The organism is Frateuria sp. GZRR33 (assembly GCF_051900425.1).
GTDB lineage: Bacteria > Pseudomonadota > Gammaproteobacteria > Xanthomonadales > Rhodanobacteraceae > Frateuria_A.
Genome location: NZ_JBHZGK010000011.1, coordinates 56,433 through 73,722, shown reverse-complemented (window position 1 = coordinate 73,722; position 17,290 = coordinate 56,433). Strand labels below are relative to the sequence as shown.

At 66.8% G+C, this 17,290-nt stretch carries 14 protein-coding genes and 1 tRNA gene; 9 read left to right on the top strand and 6 right to left on the bottom strand.

Features of this window, described 5'->3' with window-relative positions; translation table 11 throughout:
* Positions 1 to 43: 43 nt before the first annotated feature.
* Positions 44 to 250, top strand: coding sequence for a cold-shock protein (locus ACFWZU_RS13725; protein ID WP_090053863.1), 207 nt, complete (start codon positions 44 to 46; stop codon positions 248 to 250).
* Positions 251 to 435: 185 nt separating this feature from the next.
* Here the strand turns inward: ACFWZU_RS13725 and trxB are convergent, their stop codons facing one another.
* Positions 436 to 1,398 carry a thioredoxin-disulfide reductase gene (trxB, locus tag ACFWZU_RS13720; protein WP_439702105.1) on the bottom strand — a complete coding sequence of 321 codons (963 nt, stop codon included), beginning with the start codon at positions 1,396 to 1,398 and terminating at the stop codon, positions 436 to 438.
* 202 nt (positions 1,399 to 1,600) lie between these two features.
* Here trxB and ald point away from each other — a divergent pair, with 202 nt between their 5' ends.
* The 8 genes from ald (at position 1,601) to ACFWZU_RS13680 (ending at position 10,329) form a co-directional block, all read left to right on the top strand.
* On the top strand, positions 1,601 to 2,665 hold the full coding sequence (gene ald, locus ACFWZU_RS13715) for an alanine dehydrogenase (RefSeq protein WP_439702104.1): 1,065 nt from the start codon (positions 1,601 to 1,603) through the stop codon (positions 2,663 to 2,665).
* A 197-nt stretch (positions 2,666 to 2,862) separates the two neighbouring features.
* The gene (locus ACFWZU_RS13710; protein ID WP_439702103.1) at positions 2,863 to 5,214 is read left to right on the top strand and encodes a DNA translocase FtsK; all 2,352 of its coding nucleotides are present in this window, start codon (positions 2,863 to 2,865) and stop codon (positions 5,212 to 5,214) included.
* Between the two features lie 207 nt (positions 5,215 to 5,421).
* Positions 5,422 to 6,084, top strand: coding sequence for an outer membrane lipoprotein chaperone LolA (gene lolA, locus ACFWZU_RS13705; RefSeq protein WP_439702102.1), 663 nt, complete (start codon positions 5,422 to 5,424; stop codon positions 6,082 to 6,084).
* A gap of 7 nt (positions 6,085 to 6,091) precedes the next feature.
* A complete protein-coding gene (locus ACFWZU_RS13700; RefSeq protein WP_439702101.1) occupies positions 6,092 to 6,763 on the top strand; it encodes a YoaK family protein in 672 nt (223 codons plus the stop codon).
* Positions 6,764 to 6,834: 71 nt separating this feature from the next.
* A complete protein-coding gene (locus tag ACFWZU_RS13695) occupies positions 6,835 to 8,157 on the top strand; it encodes a replication-associated recombination protein A (protein ID WP_439702100.1) in 1,323 nt (440 codons plus the stop codon).
* A gap of 78 nt (positions 8,158 to 8,235) precedes the next feature.
* On the top strand, positions 8,236 to 8,811 hold the full coding sequence (locus ACFWZU_RS13690; protein ID WP_439702099.1) for a hypothetical protein: 576 nt from the start codon (positions 8,236 to 8,238) through the stop codon (positions 8,809 to 8,811).
* A 120-nt stretch (positions 8,812 to 8,931) separates the two neighbouring features.
* Positions 8,932 to 10,212 (top strand): serine--tRNA ligase, encoded by a 1,281-nt coding sequence (serS, locus tag ACFWZU_RS13685; protein ID WP_439702098.1) that lies wholly within the window; start codon positions 8,932 to 8,934, stop codon positions 10,210 to 10,212.
* Positions 10,213 to 10,239: 27 nt separating this feature from the next.
* A tRNA-Ser gene (locus ACFWZU_RS13680) sits at positions 10,240 to 10,329 on the top strand.
* A 94-nt stretch (positions 10,330 to 10,423) separates the two neighbouring features.
* Here ACFWZU_RS13680 and ACFWZU_RS13675 read toward each other — a convergent pair.
* The 5 genes from ACFWZU_RS13675 to ACFWZU_RS13655 all read right to left on the bottom strand — a co-directional run bounded on the left by ACFWZU_RS13675 (position 10,424) and on the right by ACFWZU_RS13655 (position 17,269).
* Positions 10,424 to 11,194, bottom strand: a complete 771-nt coding sequence (locus ACFWZU_RS13675; RefSeq protein ID WP_439702097.1) for a Crp/Fnr family transcriptional regulator — start codon at positions 11,192 to 11,194, stop codon at positions 10,424 to 10,426.
* 345 nt (positions 11,195 to 11,539) lie between these two features.
* Positions 11,540 to 13,960, bottom strand: coding sequence for a PAS domain-containing protein (locus ACFWZU_RS13670; protein ID WP_439702096.1), 2,421 nt, complete (start codon positions 13,958 to 13,960; stop codon positions 11,540 to 11,542).
* Positions 13,957 to 14,418, bottom strand: a complete 462-nt coding sequence (locus tag ACFWZU_RS13665; protein ID WP_439702095.1) for a response regulator — start codon at positions 14,416 to 14,418, stop codon at positions 13,957 to 13,959. Before ACFWZU_RS13665 ends, ACFWZU_RS13670 begins: the two co-directional genes overlap by 4 nt.
* Positions 14,415 to 16,643: an ATP-binding protein gene (locus tag ACFWZU_RS13660; RefSeq protein WP_439702094.1), complete on the bottom strand. Its 2,229-nt coding sequence runs from the start codon at positions 16,641 to 16,643 to the stop codon at positions 14,415 to 14,417. The genes ACFWZU_RS13665 and ACFWZU_RS13660 overlap by 4 nt, the downstream gene beginning before the upstream one ends.
* Complete coding sequence (locus tag ACFWZU_RS13655) at positions 16,640 to 17,269, bottom strand: biliverdin-producing heme oxygenase (RefSeq protein WP_439702093.1); 630 nt, start codon at positions 17,267 to 17,269, stop codon at positions 16,640 to 16,642. The genes ACFWZU_RS13660 and ACFWZU_RS13655 overlap by 4 nt, the downstream gene beginning before the upstream one ends.
* Positions 17,270 to 17,290 lie beyond the last annotated feature (21 nt).

Genomic DNA, 17,290 nt, shown 5'->3' with positions numbered 1-17,290 from the left:
TCAAACACCTTGGTGCATCCAGTCCTAGTCAGAGGTTCACGCAATGCGTTTCGGTACGGTCAAGTGGTTCAACGATGCCAAGGGCTTTGGCTTCATCGCGCCTGAGGACGGTGGGGAGGACGTGTTCGTCCATTTCTCGGCCATCAACTCCAAGGGTTTCCGCAGCCTTCAGGAAGGCCAGCGCGTGAAGTTCGAAGTCACCCAGGGCCCGAAGGGCGCCCAGGCTTCGGGCGTGGAAGTGGCGGCCTGATCGCACTCCTCGCGTCTTGATGAAAGAAAAGCCCCATGCTCGCGCATGGGGCTTTTTCTTTGACTCGTCTGTCGAAGCGCACCCTGTGCGCGATCGACGGGTTGGCGCTACGGATAGTCGCGCACAGGGTGCGCTCCTTCGGGGTTCGTCGCCCGTTCCGGCATGCCCTGGCGGCCGGGCCGGACTCAGCCGATCAGGTGCTGCTGGTCGAGCCAGCGCTCGGCGTCCAGCGCAGCCATGCAGCCGAACCCAGCCGAGGTGATCGCCTGGCGATAGACGTGGTCGGCCACGTCGCCGGCGGCGAATACGCCCGGCACCGAGGTCGCGGTCGCCATGCCGCTGGTGCCGCTGCGGATCTTGATATACCCGTCGTGCATTTCCAGCTGGCCTTCGAAAATGCCGGTGTTGGGCGTATGGCCGATGGCGACGAAAAAGCCGGTCGCCTCGATATCGCGGGTGGCACCGGAATTGACGTCCTTCACCCGCACGCCTGTCACGCCGGACTGGTCGCCCAGCACCTCGTCGATGGTGCTGTTCCAGACCAGCTCGACCTTGCCGGCGGCGGCCTTCTCGAACAGTTTGTCCTGCATGATCTTCTCGGCGCGCAGCTTGTCGCGGCGATGCACGAGGGTGACCTTGCGCGCGATGTTGGCGAGATAGAGCGCTTCTTCCACCGCCGTATTGCCGCCGCCGACCACCACCACGTCCTGCTCGCGGAAGAAGAAGCCGTCGCAGGTCGCACAGGCGGACACGCCGCGCCCCTTGAACTTCTCCTCGCTGGCGATTCCCAGGTACTTGGCGGTGGCGCCGGTGGCGATGATCAGCGCGTCGGCCGTGTATTCGCCCGAATCGCCCTTGAGGCGGAACGGACGCTGGTTGAGATCCACGACGTGGATGTGGTCGAAGATCATCTCGGTGTGGAAGCGCTCGGCGTGCTCGGCCATGCGCTGCATCAGCGCGGGGCCCTGCAGGCCCTCGACGTCGCCCGGCCAGTTGTCCACTTCCGTAGTCGTCATGAGCTGGCCGCCCTGCTGCAGGCCGGTGATCAGCGTCGGCTTGAGGTTGGCGCGCGCGGCATACACCGCTGCGGTGTAGCCGGCGGGGCCCGAGCCGAGGATCAGCAGGCGGCTGTGTTTGGGGGTGCTCATCGTTATAATCCTTGGGTTTGCTGGCGGCTTTGATCGTTATTTGCCTCGACCGGGCGCGACATGGATGCTGCCGCGCCGCAGAGTCGGCGCTTGGAACCCGCAAGGATGGGGAAGGGCGACGGGCGATTCAAGCCGCCACTGATCGGTTTCCCACACTGTCGACGCGTTGCGCCGGCCCAACCCCACAGGATTGCTAACTGCCATGCGTATCGGTATTCCTTCCGAAACCAAGACCCTCGAAGGGCGCGTCGCCCTCGTTCCCGCCGCTGCCGCCGACCTGGTCCGGCGCGGCCACGAGGTGTTCATCCAGGCCGGTGCCGGCGAGAAGAGCGGCTTCTCCGACGAGGCCTACACCAAGGAAGGCATCACCGTCGTTCCGGATGCTGCCGCCCTGTACGAGAAGGGCGAGCTGATCGTCAAGGTCAAGGAGCCGATCGCCGGCGACCTGGCCCTGCTGAAGAAGCACCACCTGCTGTTCTGCTACCTGCACCTGGCCGCCGAGCCGGCGCTGACCAAGTCGCTGCTCGACATCGGCCTGACCGGCGTGGCGTTCGAGTCGGTCGAGGAGAATGGCGGCCTGCCGCTGCTGCTGCCGATGTCGGTGATCGCCGGCCGCATCGCCACCCAGATCGGCACCACGCTGCTGCACCGTCCGCAGGGCGGCAAGGGCAAGCTGCTCGGCGGCATGGCCTCCACGCCGCGCGGCAAGGTCGTCGTGCTGGGCGCCGGCGCCGCCGGTGGCAACGCCGCCGCGCTGGCCGCGGCCGCGGGCGCCAACGTGGTGGTGTTCGACAAGCGCCAGGACCGCCTGGCCGAAATGATGGCGATGGGCCCGAACGTGACTGCGCTGTACGCCTACGAGTCGTCGGTGGCGCAGGAAGTGCGCGATGCCGACCTGGTCGTGGGCGCCGTGCTGATTCCCAGTGCCAAGGCCCCGCGCGTGGTGACCGAGGACATGGTCAAGACCATGGAGAAGGGTTCGGTGCTGGTCGACATCTCGATCGACCAGGGCGGCTGCTTCGAGACCTCCCGGCCGACCACCTGGAAGGAGCCGACCTACGACGTGCACGGCGTGACGCACTTCTGCGTGACCAACATGCCGGGCGCCGTGCCGCAGACCTCTTCGGTGGCGATCTCGGCGGCGATCCTGCCGTACGTGCAGCGTCTGGCCGCCGGCAAGGAATGGCGCGACTTCGAGCCGCTGCGCGTGGGCATCAACGTGGACGGCGGCAAGCTGGTGCATCCTGCGCTGCAGGGCATGGCCTGATCCCCGGCGCCTGAATCCCCGCTTCCTCCGGGGAACGGGGATTCAGGCGGGTAAGCGGTCCGGCAGGGCGTGATGTTCCGCTCCGCCCGGACCGCATTCCGGCACCGCTCTCCGGCCGGAAGAGCCACGCCTTCCAAACCGGCGCCTTTCCAGAAAAATCAAGCTACTACCCCCTGCGTGCCCTGTGTAGACTTGGGATGAAGTCTCGAGGGGAATCCACTCCGGTGGCGCGAAGCGCAGCAAACGTAAAGAAAGCACCTGAATCCACTGGCCTGAGCGAAGAAGCCAAGCGCCGCCTGCGTGAAGCGGGCGCGCTGCTGTTGCTGCCGCTGGCCGTCTACCTGCTGGTCTGCCTGGCCAGCTACAACGACCAGGATCCCAGCTGGGGCCACGTCGGTTCGGTCGAACACGCGCGCAACCTGGGTGGCGCTGTCGGCGCCAACATCGCCAACCTGCTGCGCTACATCTTTGGCTGGGTCTCCTACTGTTTCCCGCTGCTGCTCCTGCTGCTGGGCGTGCAGGTGCTGCGCCAGCGCGGCGAAAAAGCGGAGCATCCCTGGGAATCCTCGCTGCGGCTGATCGGTTTCGTTTTCTTCTTCATCACCGCGCCGGCGCTGATGTATCTGAACTTCAGCGAGCCGGTGCTGCCGCAGGGCACCGGCGGCATCATCGGGCAGTGGGTCGGGCACGGCCTGTTGCAGGCGTTCGGCGAGAAGGGCGCGCCGCTGCTGCTGCTGGCGTTGTTCCTGATCGCGGTGACGCTTGCCACCGGGCTGTCCTGGTTCAAGGTGATGGACTGGACCGGGCAGGGCACGCTGGTCGCCTTCGGCTGGCTGCGCGGCAAGCTCAAGCAGGCGCCGGAAGTGGCCAAGGCGCAGCAGGCGCGTGCCGAGCGCGAGGTGGTCAAGAAGGCCGAGGCCGTGAAGCAGGCCAAGCGCGAGCCGGTACGCATCGAGACGCCGCCCGCACCGGTGGCCAAGAGCGAGCGCGCCAAGCTGGAAACCCAGATCCCGCTGTTCGTCGGCGCCTCGCAGCCTGGCGAGCTGCCCCCGCTGTCGTTGCTGGACGAGGCACCGGAGCAGGGCCCGGGCTATTCGGAAGAAACACTCGAAGTGCTCTCGCGCCAGGTCGAGCTCAAGCTCAAGGACTTCCGCATCGAGGCCAAGGTGGTCGGCGTTTACCCCGGCCCGGTGATCACCCGCTTCGAGCTGGAACCGGCCGCCGGCGTGCGCGGCTCGCAGGTCTCCAGCCTGGACAAGGACATCGCCCGCGGCCTCTCGGTGGTCAGCGTGCGCGTGGTCGACGTGATTCCGGGCAAGAACGTGATCGGCCTGGAAATCCCCAACGCCAGGAAGCAGATCGTCTACCTGTCCGAGATCCTTCGCTCGGACAGGTACGACCAGATGAAATCGCCGCTGGCGCTGGCGCTTGGCAAGGACATCGGCGGCAAACCGGTGGTCACCGACCTCGCCAAGATGCCGCACCTGCTGGTCGCAGGCACCACCGGCTCGGGCAAGTCCGTCGCGGTCAACGCAATGGTGCTCTCGCTGCTCTACAAGGCGAGCCCGAAAGACGTGCGCATGATCATGATCGATCCGAAGATGCTGGAGCTCTCGGTCTACGAGGGCATCCCGCATCTGCTGGCACCGGTCGTGACGGACATGAAGGAGGCGGCCAACGCGCTGCGCTGGTGCGTGGCCGAGATGGAGCGCCGCTACAAGCTGATGGCCGCGGTGGGCGTGCGCAACCTGGGTGGTTTCAACAAGAAGGTGAAGGACGCGGAGGCGGCCGGCCAACCGCTGCTCGACCCGCTGTTCCGCCCCAATCCCGAGATGCCCAACCTGGCCGCCGAGCCGCTGGAGCCGCTGCCCTACATCGTCATCATCATCGACGAATTCGCCGACATGATGATGATCGTCGGCAAGAAGGTGGAGGAGCTGATCGCCCGCCTGGCGCAGAAGGCGCGCGCCGCGGGCGTGCACCTGGTGCTGGCCACGCAGCGCCCGTCGGTGGACGTGATCACCGGCCTGATCAAGGCGAACATCCCGACCCGCATCGCCTTCCAGGTCTCCAGCAAGATCGACTCGCGCACGATCCTGGACCAGTCCGGCGCCGAAGCGCTGCTCGGCCACGGCGACATGCTCTACCTGCCGCCCGGCACCGCCACGCCCGAGCGCGTCCATGGCGCGTTCGTGGACGACCACGAAGTGCATGGCGTGGTCGCCTGGCTCAAGGCCCAGGGCGCACCGCAGTACATCGAGGGCGTGCTGGAGGAGGTGCAGGCCACTTCCGACGGCAAGTTCATCAATGACTCGGGCCTGCCGCAGGACGGCGAAGAAGGTGGCGATGCCGACGCGCAGCTGTACGACAAGGCGGTCGCTGTGGTCACGCAGACCCGCCGCGCCTCGATTTCCGGCGTACAGCGTCACCTTCGCATCGGCTACAACCGCGCCGCGCGGCTGATCGAGCAGATGGAGCATGACGGCGTGGTCAGCGCGCCACAGCACAACGGCAACCGCGAAGTGCTCGCACCGCCCCCTCCGAAGTAGCCGCTTACCCGCGCCACCATTCCCTGTAGGAGCGCCCTTGGGCGCGACCGCCATGCATGAACCACCGCGGTCGCGCCCGAGGGCGCTCCTACAGGGTGTCGCTTATGTCGCGGCCATGCGTCCGCCCCACGGCCTACAATCCGCTTGTGTCGCGATTAAGCCGCCGCGACTGAAAATTTCCCGCACGTTCCCAGGAACAGGGCTTCCATGAACCGTCTCGCCACCATCTTCCTTGCCACGCTCGCGCTTTCCCTTGCGAGCCTGGCCCACGCGGCCACCGGCCCCGCGCGCCAGCGCCTGGACGCCTTCGCCACCAACCTGCATTCGCTCAAGGGCCATTTCACCCAGACCCTCACCGATGCCAGCGGGCAGGGGGCCAAGACCAGCTCGGGCACGCTCGCGTTGCAGGCACCGCGCCAGTTCCGCTGGGACACGCTCGAGCCGTACAAGCAGACCATCGTCGCCGACGGCAGTCGCGTATGGCTGTACGACCCGGAGCTGGAGCAGGTCACCGTGCGCGTGCAGAGCACGGAAGAGGCGCACAGCCCACTCACCGTCATCACCGATCTGAAGCAACTCGACAAGGACTTCGCTGTCACCGAACGCGGCGAGCGCGATGGCCTCACCTGGTTGCGCCTGAGCTCCAGGGCCAAGGACCCGCAGTTCGACTACGCGGACCTGGGCTTCGGCGCGCAGGGCCTCGAGCGCATGGTGTTTCGCGACCAGCTCGGCGCGGTCACCGACATCCGCTTCTCCGACTGGCAGCGCAACGTCGACCTGCCGCCTTCCACCTTCAACTTCACCCCGCCGCCGGGCGCCGACGTGATCGGCGATCTCCCGGTGATGACCACCCATCCGCTGAAGGACTGATCCGGCCATGCCCGTGCTGCGCCAACTGCCGCGCTGGGCGTGGGTGGGGGGCGCAGTGCTCGCCTTCATCGCCGGACTGGTCAACGCGGCCGGCTACATGGGCTTCCGCCACCAGTCGATCAGCAACCTGACCGGCTCGACCACGCTGCTCGGCATCTCGCTGGGCACCGGGGACGGCGGCGAAGCGCTGCACTGGACGCTTTCCCTGCTCGCCTTCGTCATCGGCGCGATGGCCAGCGGTGCGATCGTGCAGAAAAGCACGCTCAAGCTGGGCCGGCCCTATGGCGTGGCGCTGCTGATCGAATCGCTGCTGCTTTTCGTCGCCGTGCCGCTGCTGGACCGGGAGTGGTCGGCCGGCCTGTGGCTGGCCTCGATGGCCTGCGGCCTGCAGAACGGCATGGTGAGTACCTACAGCGGCGCCGTCTTCCGCACCACCCACGTCTCGGGCATGTTCACCGACCTTGGGATCTACCTCGGCCATCGCCTGCGCGGGCTGGAGGTGGACATCCTGCGGGTGCGCGTCTGCCTGCTGGTCATCGGCAGCTTCATGCTGGGCGGTGTCGCCGGCGCTCTCCTGTTCGCACACCTGCGCGAGCGGAGCCTGTTGATCCCGGCCGTGTTGACCGGCCTGTGCGGCGCCCTCTACAGCCTCTACCGCCAGCGCACGACATCCCTGTAGGAGCGCACCTGTGCGCGACGCGGGCCGGCAACCCGCCACGCCCACCACGCAACGGGCGCTATCATCCTGCGATGCCCGAGACTGTCTCCCTTTTCCCCGAGTCCGACGCGCTCAAGCCGCTGGCCGAGCGCATGCGTCCGCGCAGCTTCGACGAAATCGTCGGCCAGCCACGGCTGACCGCGGCCGCCTCGCCGCTGCGCCGCGCATTGGAAGCGGGCAAGGTGCACTCGATGGTGCTGTGGGGCCCGCCAGGCTGCGGCAAGACCACGCTGGCCCTGCTGGTCGCGCGCTACGCCGATGCCGACTTCCACGCCATCTCCGCCGTGCTCTCCGGCCTGCCGGACGTGCGCAAGGCCCTGGCGGAGGCGGAGGCGAACTTCGCGCAGGGCCGGCGTACGGTGCTGTTCGTGGACGAGGTGCATCGCTTCAACAAGGCGCAGCAGGATGCCTTCCTGCCGCACATCGAACGCGGTGTGATCGTGTTCGTCGGCGCCACCACCGAGAACCCCTCGTTCGAACTCAATTCCGCGCTCCTCTCGCGCTGCCGTGTCCACGTGCTGGAGGCGGTATCGACCGAGGCCATCGTGGCCGCACTGGAGCGCGCGCTCGCCGACGACGAGCGAGGTCTGGGCCGCCTGCACCTGGGGATCGACGCCGAATCCCTGAAGCTGATCGCCCAGGCGGCCGACGGCGACGTGCGCCGCGCGCTCACGCTGCTGGAAATCGCCGCGGAGCTGGCCCACGACGGGCGCATCGACGAAGCGACCCTGACCCAGGTGCTGGCCGACCGCACACGCCGCTTCGACAAGGGCGGCGAGCAGTTCTACGACCAGATCTCGGCGCTGCACAAATCGGTGCGCTCGTCCGACCCGGACGCGGCCGTGTACTGGCTTTGCCGCATGCTCGACGGCGGCTGCGACCCGCTCTACCTGGCCCGCCGAATGACCCGCATGGCGGTCGAGGACGTCGGGCTGGCGGAGCCGCGCGCCTGGCGCATGGCGCTGGACGCGTGGGACACCTATGAGCGCCTGGGCAGCCCGGAGGGCGAACTGGGTCTGGCGCAGCTTGCCATCTGGCTGGCGATCGCGCCCAAGAGCAATGCCGCCTACATGGCCTACAACAAGGCCCGCGCCGCGGTGCGCGACACCGGCACGCTCGAGGTGCCCATGCACCTGCGCAACGCGCCCACCAAGCTCATGAAGGGGCTGGGCTACGGCAAGGGCTACCAGTACGACCACGACGCCGCCGGCGGTATCGCGCTGGGCCAGCAATGCCTGCCCGACGCGCTGGAAGGGACGCTGTTCTACGAGCCGGTCGACCGCGGTCTCGAGCAGAAGCTGCGTGAGAAGCTGCACGCCCTGCGTGAGGCCCGCCGCCAGGCCCGCGACAAGTAGCGCGACAGGCATCCCCGCGCTTGATCTCCGACCGTCCGCCTCCCTAGAGTCAGCCGACCAACCGGGGAGGGGAGCACCATGCGTATCGTGATCGCGGCACTGATCGGCGGCATCGTGATGTTCATCTGGGGTGCCGTGGCCCACATGGCGCTGGGTCTGGGCAACCCGGGCATCCGCCCGCCGGCCCACGAAGAGATGGTGCTGGCCAGCCTGCACGAGGGCCTGGGCAACGAGCCGGGCGTCTACATCCTTCCGTGGCTCGACCCGGACGCGATGCACGATGAGGCCGCCGTCAAGGCCTACGGCGCCAAGGCCAGCGCCGCGCCCTACGCCTGGGTGGTCTACCTGCCGCAAGGCGAGGACATGACCCACATGGGCCCGCAGCTGGCGACGCAGTGGGTGGGCGACACACTCGCCGCGCTCGTGCTGGCGATCCTGATGAGCGTGCCCGGGCTCGGCCTGGGCCGCCGCCTTGGCCTGGCCGGCGCCGCGGCGGTATTCGCCTGGCTGAGCACCATGGTGCCGTACTGGAACTGGTATCGATTCCCGGCCAGCTTCACGGCGGCGGCGCTGGTGGAGCAGGTAATCGGCTGGCTGCTCGCTGGTGCCGCGATGGCCTGGTGGATCGGCCGGCGCGAACGCAAGCCTGCCTGAGTCTCGGTCAGCAGGCGGCCACAGGTAGCGCCTGCAGGCCTTCGGGGGCGGCCGCGCGTTGCTAGCGCGTGGCCGCGACGGCGATAATCGACCGTTCAAGCACTCCGACGGAACGCCCCCATGCTGGACCCCGCCCTCCTGCGCGCTCGCCTGGCCGAGACTGCCGCGCGCCTCAAGCAAACCCGCAACTTCGACTTGGACGTCGAAGCCGTCGAAGCGCTGGAGGCCGAGCGCAAGCGCCTGTCCACCGAAACGCAAGAACTGCAGAACCTGCGCAATACCCGTTCCAAGGCAATCGGGCAGGCCAAGGCCAGGGGCGAGGACGTCGCGCCCCTGATGGCCGAAGTCGCCGGCATCGGCGACCGGCTCAAGGCCAACGAGCAGGCGCTCGGTGACGTGCAGTGCAAGCTTGCCGGCATCGCACTGGGCATTCCCAACCTTCCGCACGAGTCGGTGCCGATCGGCAGGGACGAGCACGACAACGTCGAGATCAGCCGTTGGGGCGAGCCGCGCCACTTCGACTTCCAGGTCAAGGACCACGTCGAACTGGGCGAGCGCCACGGCTGGCTCGATGGCGACGCCGGCGCCAAGCTCTCCGGCGCGCGCTTCACCGTGCTGCGCGGGCAGCTGGCCCACCTGCACCGCGCGCTGGGCCAGTTCATGCTCGACCTGCACACCGGCGAGCACGGCTACCTCGAATGCAACGTTCCGGTGCTGGTCAATGCCGAAAGCATGCAGGGCACCGGCCAGTTGCCCAAGTTCGAGGACGACCTGTTCGCTACCGAAGTCGGCGAATCGAAGCGCTACCTGGTCCCCACCGCCGAAGTGCCGCTGACCAACCTGGTGCGCGACACCATCCAGGACAACGACGCGCTCCCGCTGCGCATGACCGCCCACACGCTGTGCTTCCGCGCCGAGGCGGGCAGCTACGGCCGCGACACCCGCGGCATGATCCGCCAGCACCAGTTCGAGAAAGTCGAGATGGTGCAGGTGGCTCGCGCCGGCGACTCGTACGCGCAACTGGAGGAAATGGTCGGCCACGCCGAAAAGGTCTTGCAGCTGCTCGGCCTGCCGTACCGCAGGATGCTGCTTTGCACCGGCGACATGGGTTTCGGTTCGACCAAGACCTACGACCTGGAAGTGTGGCTGCCGAGCCAGGCTACCTACCGCGAGATTTCCAGTTGCTCGAACTTCGAAGACTTCCAGGCCCGCCGCCTGCAGGCGCGCGTGCGCAACGTGGAAACCGGCAAACCGGAACTGGTCCATACCTTGAACGGCTCCGGCCTGGCCATTGGCCGCACCCTGATCGCGGTGATGGAGAACTACCAGAACGCCGACGGTTCGATTACCGTACCCGACGCGCTCAGGCCCTATCTGCGGGGCCTGGATCGCATCGCCTGAGGCGTAACCACGCGCCCAACGTCCAATGGAGAGATGGCCGAGCGGTTTAAGGCACCGGTCTTGAAAACCGGCGAAGGGTCAAACCTTCCGTGGGTTCGAATCCCACTCTCTCCGCCACTCCAGTGATCGCGCGTCGGCCTCCGGGCTACCTGGCCCGTGAAGCGGCAGTTCTCCGCTTCATATCGAGCGTTCACGGCCGCCGGACGCCAACTCACTCTGGAGCGTCAATGCCGGGAGGCGGCATGCCGGTCGCCGGTCGGATACCGTCGTCGTCGGACGGGTAGACACCTTTGAGAACCTCATCGAAGTGCCGGCGAACGGTGTCGTTGCATCGGCAGGACACGCGCTGAAGCTCGGCCATGTCGTGCACTTTCACGGTGCCCCGCCGTGTTTCGAGGACGCCGCGCAGCCGCATGTTCTGCACGACACGGCTGATGTAGCTTCGACCGACGCCGAGCATCGAGGCGAGTTGTTCCTGGGTCAGCGGCACGTCGCTGTCGCCGGTACGGTCGAGCGCCGCGATCAGCCATTTCGCCGCACGTTGCTCGATGGTATGCGCAGCGTTGCAGGCGACCGACTGGAATACCTGCGCCACCATGCAATCGGCATATCGCGCGAACTGGAGGCGCAGGCTGGGCGAGCTGATCTTCGCCTGCTCCAGCTGGCGCGTTCCCATGCGGTAGAACCACCCCGGAAACTGCACCAGGGCGTGGGCGTAGGCAGGCAGCCGGCCATGACTGACGATGCCGCCTACCGCGCCTTCCCGTCCGATGAGCGCCGTCTCCACGCCGCGCCCATCCTCGAGCATGACCCGGTACGAAACCAGGCTGGGCCCGCACGGGAAGAACACGGTGCCGACATGGTCACCCGGTGCGTAGAGGCTGGCTCCAGCCTCGCCTGGCCAGGGCAGGAGGTGGGGCGCCAGTAGCGACACGTCGTCTGGCGACAACGAGCCGAGGAGGCTGTTCGCCGTCCAGTTCAATGCTGAATTCCCGGGTGCCGCCACCGTGTCTCGTATCCCGTCTAGAGCCTATGCGACCTCCCTCTGGCGGGAAATGCAGCAAGCTTGCGTTCGTCGTCATCGTTGTGGTCGACGCGTTGTGGGCATCGACTTGCTGAGCCCCGGAAGCTTGCCTGCAAGGCGACGTGGCGCCTACTCACTAGTGAACACAAGGACAAGATTTCGTCTGCGGATCGCCAAGGACGCTCACGGTTTTCGCAGCGCAGGCAGGGTCGCCGGCGCTCCCGGGCAGTCACGGGAGGTAACGCGAAACATCACGGCGAGCCGGCGCTTTGCACCGGCTCGCCCATGGGTCGCCGCGGCCGCTTATTGCAAGGGTCCGGATCGCCCTTCGAGTACGTCGCGGACCTTGCTCGCCAGGCTGGCATAGGTAAAGGGCTTGGGGATGATCGCGATGCCGGGCTCCAGCCGCCCGCCGCTGGCTATGGCATCGCGGGTGTAGCCGGAAGTGAAGAGGATCTGCAGACCGGGATGGATCTCCCGGGCACGATCGGCCAACTCGCGGCCCGACATGCCCGGCATGACCACGTCCGTGAACAACAACCGCACCGGAGCCTCCTGGCGTTCCAGCAAGCGAAGCGCTGAAGCCCCGTCGTGCGCTTCCAAGACCCGATAGCCGAGTCCGCGCAGACATTCGACGGTGTACGCGCGCACGTCGTCGTCGTCCTCGGCGACCAGGACGGTTTCTTCCTGCAGGCTCGCCTGCAGTACCGAGCGGCAGGGGGCGTCCGATTCCTGCTCTGCTTCACGCTGGAGCCGTGGCAGATAGAGCTTTACCTGGGTTCCCTGACCGGGTTCGGATTCGATCTGCACATGGCCACCCGACTGGGTGATGAAACCATAGACCATGGACAGCCCGAGCCCGGTGCCACGGCCGACCTCCTTGGTCGTGAAGAACGGCTCGAAGACTCGCGCCCGCGTTTCCTCCGACATGCCGCAGCCGGTGTCGGTGACGCAGACGACGGCGTAGCGGCCGGGCGTCGCTTCGCCGTTGTTCGCGATATAGGAGGCGTCCAGATAGGCGTTGGACGTCTCGATGACCATGCGGCCTCCGGAGGGCATCGCATCGCGCGCGTTGACCACCAGGTTGAGGATGGCCGCCTCCAGCTGGTTTGGATCGGCCTCGACTTTCCAGACCCCGGGCCCCGTGGACACCTCCAGCTCGATGGTTTCCCCAAGCGAGCGGCGCAGCAGCTCGCACATGCCCAGCACCAGCTTGTTGAGGTCCAGCGGTCGTGGTTGAAGGGGTTGGCGACGGGAGAACGCGAGCAACCGCTGGGTAAGCGCGGCCGCACGTTCGGCCCCGCGCTGGGCACTCTCCAGGGCGGCCGCGACCCGCGGCTCCAGCTGGCCCGCGCGTTCGGCGCGGGACATGGCGATGTCGATATTGCCGCCGATCACCGTCAGCAGGTTGTTGAAGTCATGCGCTATGCCGCCGGTGAGTTGTCCCACCGCCTCCATCTTCTGCGACTGGCGCAGGGCCTCTTCGGCCTGGCGGCGAGCGGTCGTTTCCACCGCTTCGGGGACAATGGCGACAAGCTCTCCGTTGTGGTCGCGCAGCGGGCGCATGGAGTAGTCGAACGAGCGCTCTCCGGTGGGCAACCTGAGCGTGAGCTCCTGCCGCACGATTTCACCCGCCGCGGCGCGTTCCACCATCGCGCGGGCCACCTCGGGCGCGCCGGGCGTGCCCGAGAACCAGGGTGTTTCCCAGAACGCGCGACCGACGACCTCTTCGCGGGTACACAGAATGCTTTCCAGCGAGGCGGTGTTCGCATCGAGCAGCTCGCCCTGGGGAGAAACCAGGCCATGGTGCTGAAGACTGGTTTCGAACATCGCGCGCAGACGTGCCTCGCTCTGCAGCAACGCACGGGTGCGTTCGCGTACCTGGCTTTCCAGCGTCTCGTTGAGATTGCGAAGCGCAGCCTCCGCGGCCTTGCGCTTGCTGATATCCATGCCGAGGGCGTAATAGCCGGTGATCGTCCCGTCGGGCGCGCACTCGGGCACATAGTCGATCTGCATCTGGCGAAGGGCCGTGTTGCGGTAAGAAACCGCCGTTTCGAAGCTCTGGCGTTCGCCGGCCAGTACGTGCTCGATCGCCAGCCGCACGCGTTGATAGGTGGCTTCGCCCGTCACGTCGGCGACATGACGGCCGAGGATCTGCTGCTGTGTGAGCCCGAACCAGTCCTCGTAGGCCCGGTTGGCAAAGCGATAGCGCTGGTTCGTGTCCACATAGGCGATCAGCACGGGCAGGGCATCGGCGATCTGGCGGAGCCGGTTGCGGCTCTGGCTCAGCTCCGCCTCCGTGGTGCGCAGGGCATGGCGCTCCCGTGCCTCGGTGATCGCACGGCGGACCGCCTCGGGGAGTCGGTGCAAACGCTGCTTGACGACATAGTCGGTGGCACCCCGCTTCAACGCCTGGACGGCGAGTTCCTCGGTGAGGGTTCCGGAGACGAAGATGAACGGGATGCCCGGTGAGCGTTCCTGGGCCAGCGTGAGGGCCGTATCGCCATCGAACTGCGGCAGCACGTGATCGGCGAGGATCACGTCCGGGCCGTCATCGAGCGCCTCGAGGAACTGCTCGCGCGTCCACACCCGGTGCAGGTCGAAACGCAGGCCGGCTGCGCCAAGCTGGCTGGTGACCAGCTCGGCGTCCAATGCACTGTCTTCGAGCAGGAGGATGCGTATGCATGACGCCTGGTCCAGGTTCTCGGCTTGCGATGTCGTCATGCCGACGGGCCCCTCTTCCCGCGATGCGGTGGCGGTTCGTTGGTGATGCCCCAGAACATGCCCAGCCCCTGGATCGCTTCGAAGAATTCGCGGAAGTCCACCGGCTTGACGACGAAGGCGTTGACGCCCAGCTCGTAGCTGCGGACCAGGTCCTGCTCTTCGCGCGAGGAGGTCAGCATCACGATCGGGGTGCTGCGCAGGTGGGGGTCGCGGCGGATTTCCTCCAGCACTTCCAGGCCATTCATCTTGGGCATCTTGATGTCCATCAGCATGACGACCGGGCCGGGGTCCTCGCGGCCAGCGTATGACCCCTCGCTGCGCAGGAAGTCGAGCGCCTCGGCACCGTCGCGCACGAGGATCACGTCGTTGCACAGCTTGCAGCGCTCGAGCGCAGCCAGGGTGAGTTCGGCGTCCTTGGGGTTGTCCTCGACCAGCAGTATCGGCCTCAATTCCTTCATGCCTGCCCCCCCGATGCCTTTGGAAGCGTGAAATAGACGCTTGCGCCTTTGCCTACTTCGCCCTCGGCCCAGACGCGTCCTCCGTGCCGCTCGATGATCCGCCGTACGTTTGCCAATCCGATGCCTGTGCCTTCGAACTCTTCCACGTGGTGCAACCGCTGAAACACGCCGAACAGCTTGTGCACGTAGCGCATGTCGAAGCCGCACCCGTTGTCGCGCACGCAGAAGACGTATTCGTCATCCAGGGCCTCGCAACCGATCTGGATGACGGCCGAATCGGCCTCGCGGGTAAACTTGATCGCGTTGGACAGGAGATTCTGGAACACCAGTCGAAGCATCATCGGGTCGGCCTGGACCGTGGGAAGCGGGTCGATCTTCCACGCGATGTCCCGACCGGCCGTGTCCACCTCGAGCAGCCGTCGCACCTCGTCCAGCAGGTGGCTCATGTTCACCTTGACCTTGCCGAGCGTGGTTCGCCCCATCTGGGAGAAGCTCAGCAGGTTGTCCACCAGCGTTCCCGCCGAGTTGGCCGATTCGATGATGGTTGCCACGAACCGCTTCTCCTGGTCGCCGAGCTTTTCGCCGGCCGACTGCAGCAGCAGCTCCGAGTACCCCACGATGTGGCGGAACGGAGCCCTGAGATCGTGGCTCACCGAGTAGGAGAACGCTTCCAGTTCCTTGTTGCTGCGGACCAGCTGCTCATTGAGGTCCGCCATTTCCTCGGCCTTGCGCAACACGATGTCCACGATGGCCGTACGCAGTTCCAGCGCACCCTCGACGTCGGCCTGCGTCCAGGGGAGGGACCGCAGCCGCACGGTTTCCTTCCAGGCTTCGAACGACGTACGCGGGCTCAGTTGCGGGTGATCCTGCTTGCGCGGGTCGCCGCCCCATTTGACCGTGTGGACGAGCTCGGGCCGGAACCACAGAACGTAGCTGGCGTGCATCTGCGAAATGGAAACGGCGAGCAGGCCGCTGGCCGCATCCTTGTAGCGTATGGCTGCCGGCAGTTCGCTTGCGAGGCTGTCGCTCTGGAACACGTCCCCATGCCGGGCCGAATCCAGCCAGCCCACCAGCTCCTTCACGGCCTGTTCGCCTGGCGTGCGGCCGACCAGGACGCAGCGACCCTGGTGCACGATCGCCGCACCTTCGGACTGGGTGAGTGACAGCAACTGGCCGGGCTCCTGCGACAGCCCTTTCTGGAAATCGTCCTCCGCCGCCATGAGCGCGAGCAGACGCGCCTGGATGGCCCGCCTGGAAACACGCTGCTCCACGTCCGCCGCGTGCTCCTTGGCTGCGATCTGCAGCGCCAGGACCTGGCCAAGCAGGTCGCAGGCGGTTCGAACGTTGTACGGCACGCGGCACGGCAAACGGTTGTGGCAGGAAACCAGCCCCCACAGCCGGCCTTCGCGCAGCAGCGAGATGGACATGGAGGTTCCGGTGCCCATGTTGCGCATGTATTGCAGATGCACGGGGGATACGCTGCGCAGCAGTGCCTGACCGAGGTCCGTGGGCTGGCCGGTCAGGGGATTGATCGTGGGTTCCAGCGGCACGGGCGTGTAGTCGGAGTTCGCGATCAGGCGCAGGCGGCTGGTGCGGTACAGCTCGCGAGCCTGCGCAGGAATGTCCGATGCCGGAAAACGCAGGTCGAGGTAGGACGGCAGCTCCTCGTTGCGCGCCTCGGCAATCACGGTACCGTTCCATGCGGTGTCGAAGCGGTAGATCAACACCCGATCGAGGCCGGTGATACGGCGCAGCTGCCGCGTCGCCAGGTCGCACAGCGCCGCCGTGTCGGGGGCGCGCTCCAGGTCGGCCATGAACTCCCGGATGAGCGGGTAGAGGTCCTCGAGCGAACCGAGTTCGGTGGGGCGGGCTTCCTCCAGCTCCAGCAGGATCGCGCCCTGGGCGCGATGGGCGGTCACGTGATGCGCAACGTCGTCGAGCGAAACAACGCCGAGATGGACGGTGCCGCGCTCGGGCGTGGCCAGAACGGACTGCGCCATGCCGCCAAGCGCACCGCCCAACGCACGCTCGAGGGTTTGCCCGCGCACCGAGGCGTACTTCTGCAACCGGGGCGTGCGTGGGATGGCGCTCTGCACGATGGTTCCGCCTTCAGGCTCGATGACGAGCAACAGGCCGTTGGGCTGGATGAAGCCGGGGGCGTGGATCGGCTCGCGCGCGCAGGCGTCGAGATCGAGCGCGGTGGATGGATGGGTCGCAGCGATCATGTCAGGCTTTCGTCATAGGCATGTTTCAGGCTCCGCTCCATGCACGCGAAGGCCTGGTGTGCACCTGCGGCCATGCATCCAAGAGCGTCTCGTGCTCGTCCGTAGTTTTCGATGCCCGAGCACACGGCTCGCCAGCGGGTTCCGCTGTCGGGCAAGGGCTGGAAAAACCGACGGCCTTCCTGGCTCTCGCCGAAGAGCGAGTCCAGCGCCCGGTGAATCACCCTGGCGCCCAGGGCCGAACCTTCCACGACCCAGACCCAGCCGACGGCTTGCGGCCTGGTGCTGGCCTGCGCCACCGCGATGCGCGTGGGAGGCCTGGCGCCCAGCCCGTCCAGGTCCCGGGCCAGCAGGGCCAGGGGGCCACTGGCCGGTGCACGGACGCCAAGTCCTTCCAGTTCCTGGTACCCAAGCTGAAGGTTTAGCGAAGCGAACGTGTGGAAAGCGTGATAAGCCCACAGCAGGCGCACTACATCGTCAGTCCGTGCACGTCCGGCCAGAACGGCGGAAAAGATCGGCAGACCTTCCAGACTGGCGTGTATTTCTGCCGTCGAATCACGAAGATGGCCGCGAACGGAGTCCCGCTCACGGCCGACTGCGGGCGAATTGCCCGGCCGATCGTCGTGCATTTGCATCCTTGGATTTTCATG

What these genes read in the sequence shown, in the direction of transcription:
- ACFWZU_RS13725 (WP_090053863.1), top strand. Translation starts at nt 44, where the DNA reads ATGCGTTTCGGTACGGTCAAGTGGTTCAACGATGCCAAGGGCTTTGGC.
- trxB (WP_439702105.1), bottom strand. Translation starts at nt 1,398, where the DNA reads ATGAGCACCCCCAAACACAGCCGCCTGCTGATCCTCGGCTCGGGCCCC.
- ald (WP_439702104.1), top strand. Translation starts at nt 1,601, where the DNA reads ATGCGTATCGGTATTCCTTCCGAAACCAAGACCCTCGAAGGGCGCGTC.
- ACFWZU_RS13710 (WP_439702103.1), top strand. Translation starts at nt 2,863, where the DNA reads ATGAAGTCTCGAGGGGAATCCACTCCGGTGGCGCGAAGCGCAGCAAAC.
- lolA (WP_439702102.1), top strand. Translation starts at nt 5,422, where the DNA reads ATGAACCGTCTCGCCACCATCTTCCTTGCCACGCTCGCGCTTTCCCTT.
- ACFWZU_RS13700 (WP_439702101.1), top strand. Translation starts at nt 6,092, where the DNA reads ATGCCCGTGCTGCGCCAACTGCCGCGCTGGGCGTGGGTGGGGGGCGCA.
- ACFWZU_RS13695 (WP_439702100.1), top strand. Translation starts at nt 6,835, where the DNA reads ATGCCCGAGACTGTCTCCCTTTTCCCCGAGTCCGACGCGCTCAAGCCG.
- ACFWZU_RS13690 (WP_439702099.1), top strand. Translation starts at nt 8,236, where the DNA reads ATGCGTATCGTGATCGCGGCACTGATCGGCGGCATCGTGATGTTCATC.
- serS (WP_439702098.1), top strand. Translation starts at nt 8,932, where the DNA reads ATGCTGGACCCCGCCCTCCTGCGCGCTCGCCTGGCCGAGACTGCCGCG.
- ACFWZU_RS13670 (WP_439702096.1), bottom strand. Translation starts at nt 13,960, where the DNA reads ATGACGACATCGCAAGCCGAGAACCTGGACCAGGCGTCATGCATACGC.
- ACFWZU_RS13665 (WP_439702095.1), bottom strand. Translation starts at nt 14,418, where the DNA reads ATGAAGGAATTGAGGCCGATACTGCTGGTCGAGGACAACCCCAAGGAC.
- ACFWZU_RS13660 (WP_439702094.1), bottom strand. Translation starts at nt 16,643, where the DNA reads ATGATCGCTGCGACCCATCCATCCACCGCGCTCGATCTCGACGCCTGC.
- ACFWZU_RS13655 (WP_439702093.1), bottom strand. Translation starts at nt 17,269, where the DNA reads ATGCACGACGATCGGCCGGGCAATTCGCCCGCAGTCGGCCGTGAGCGG.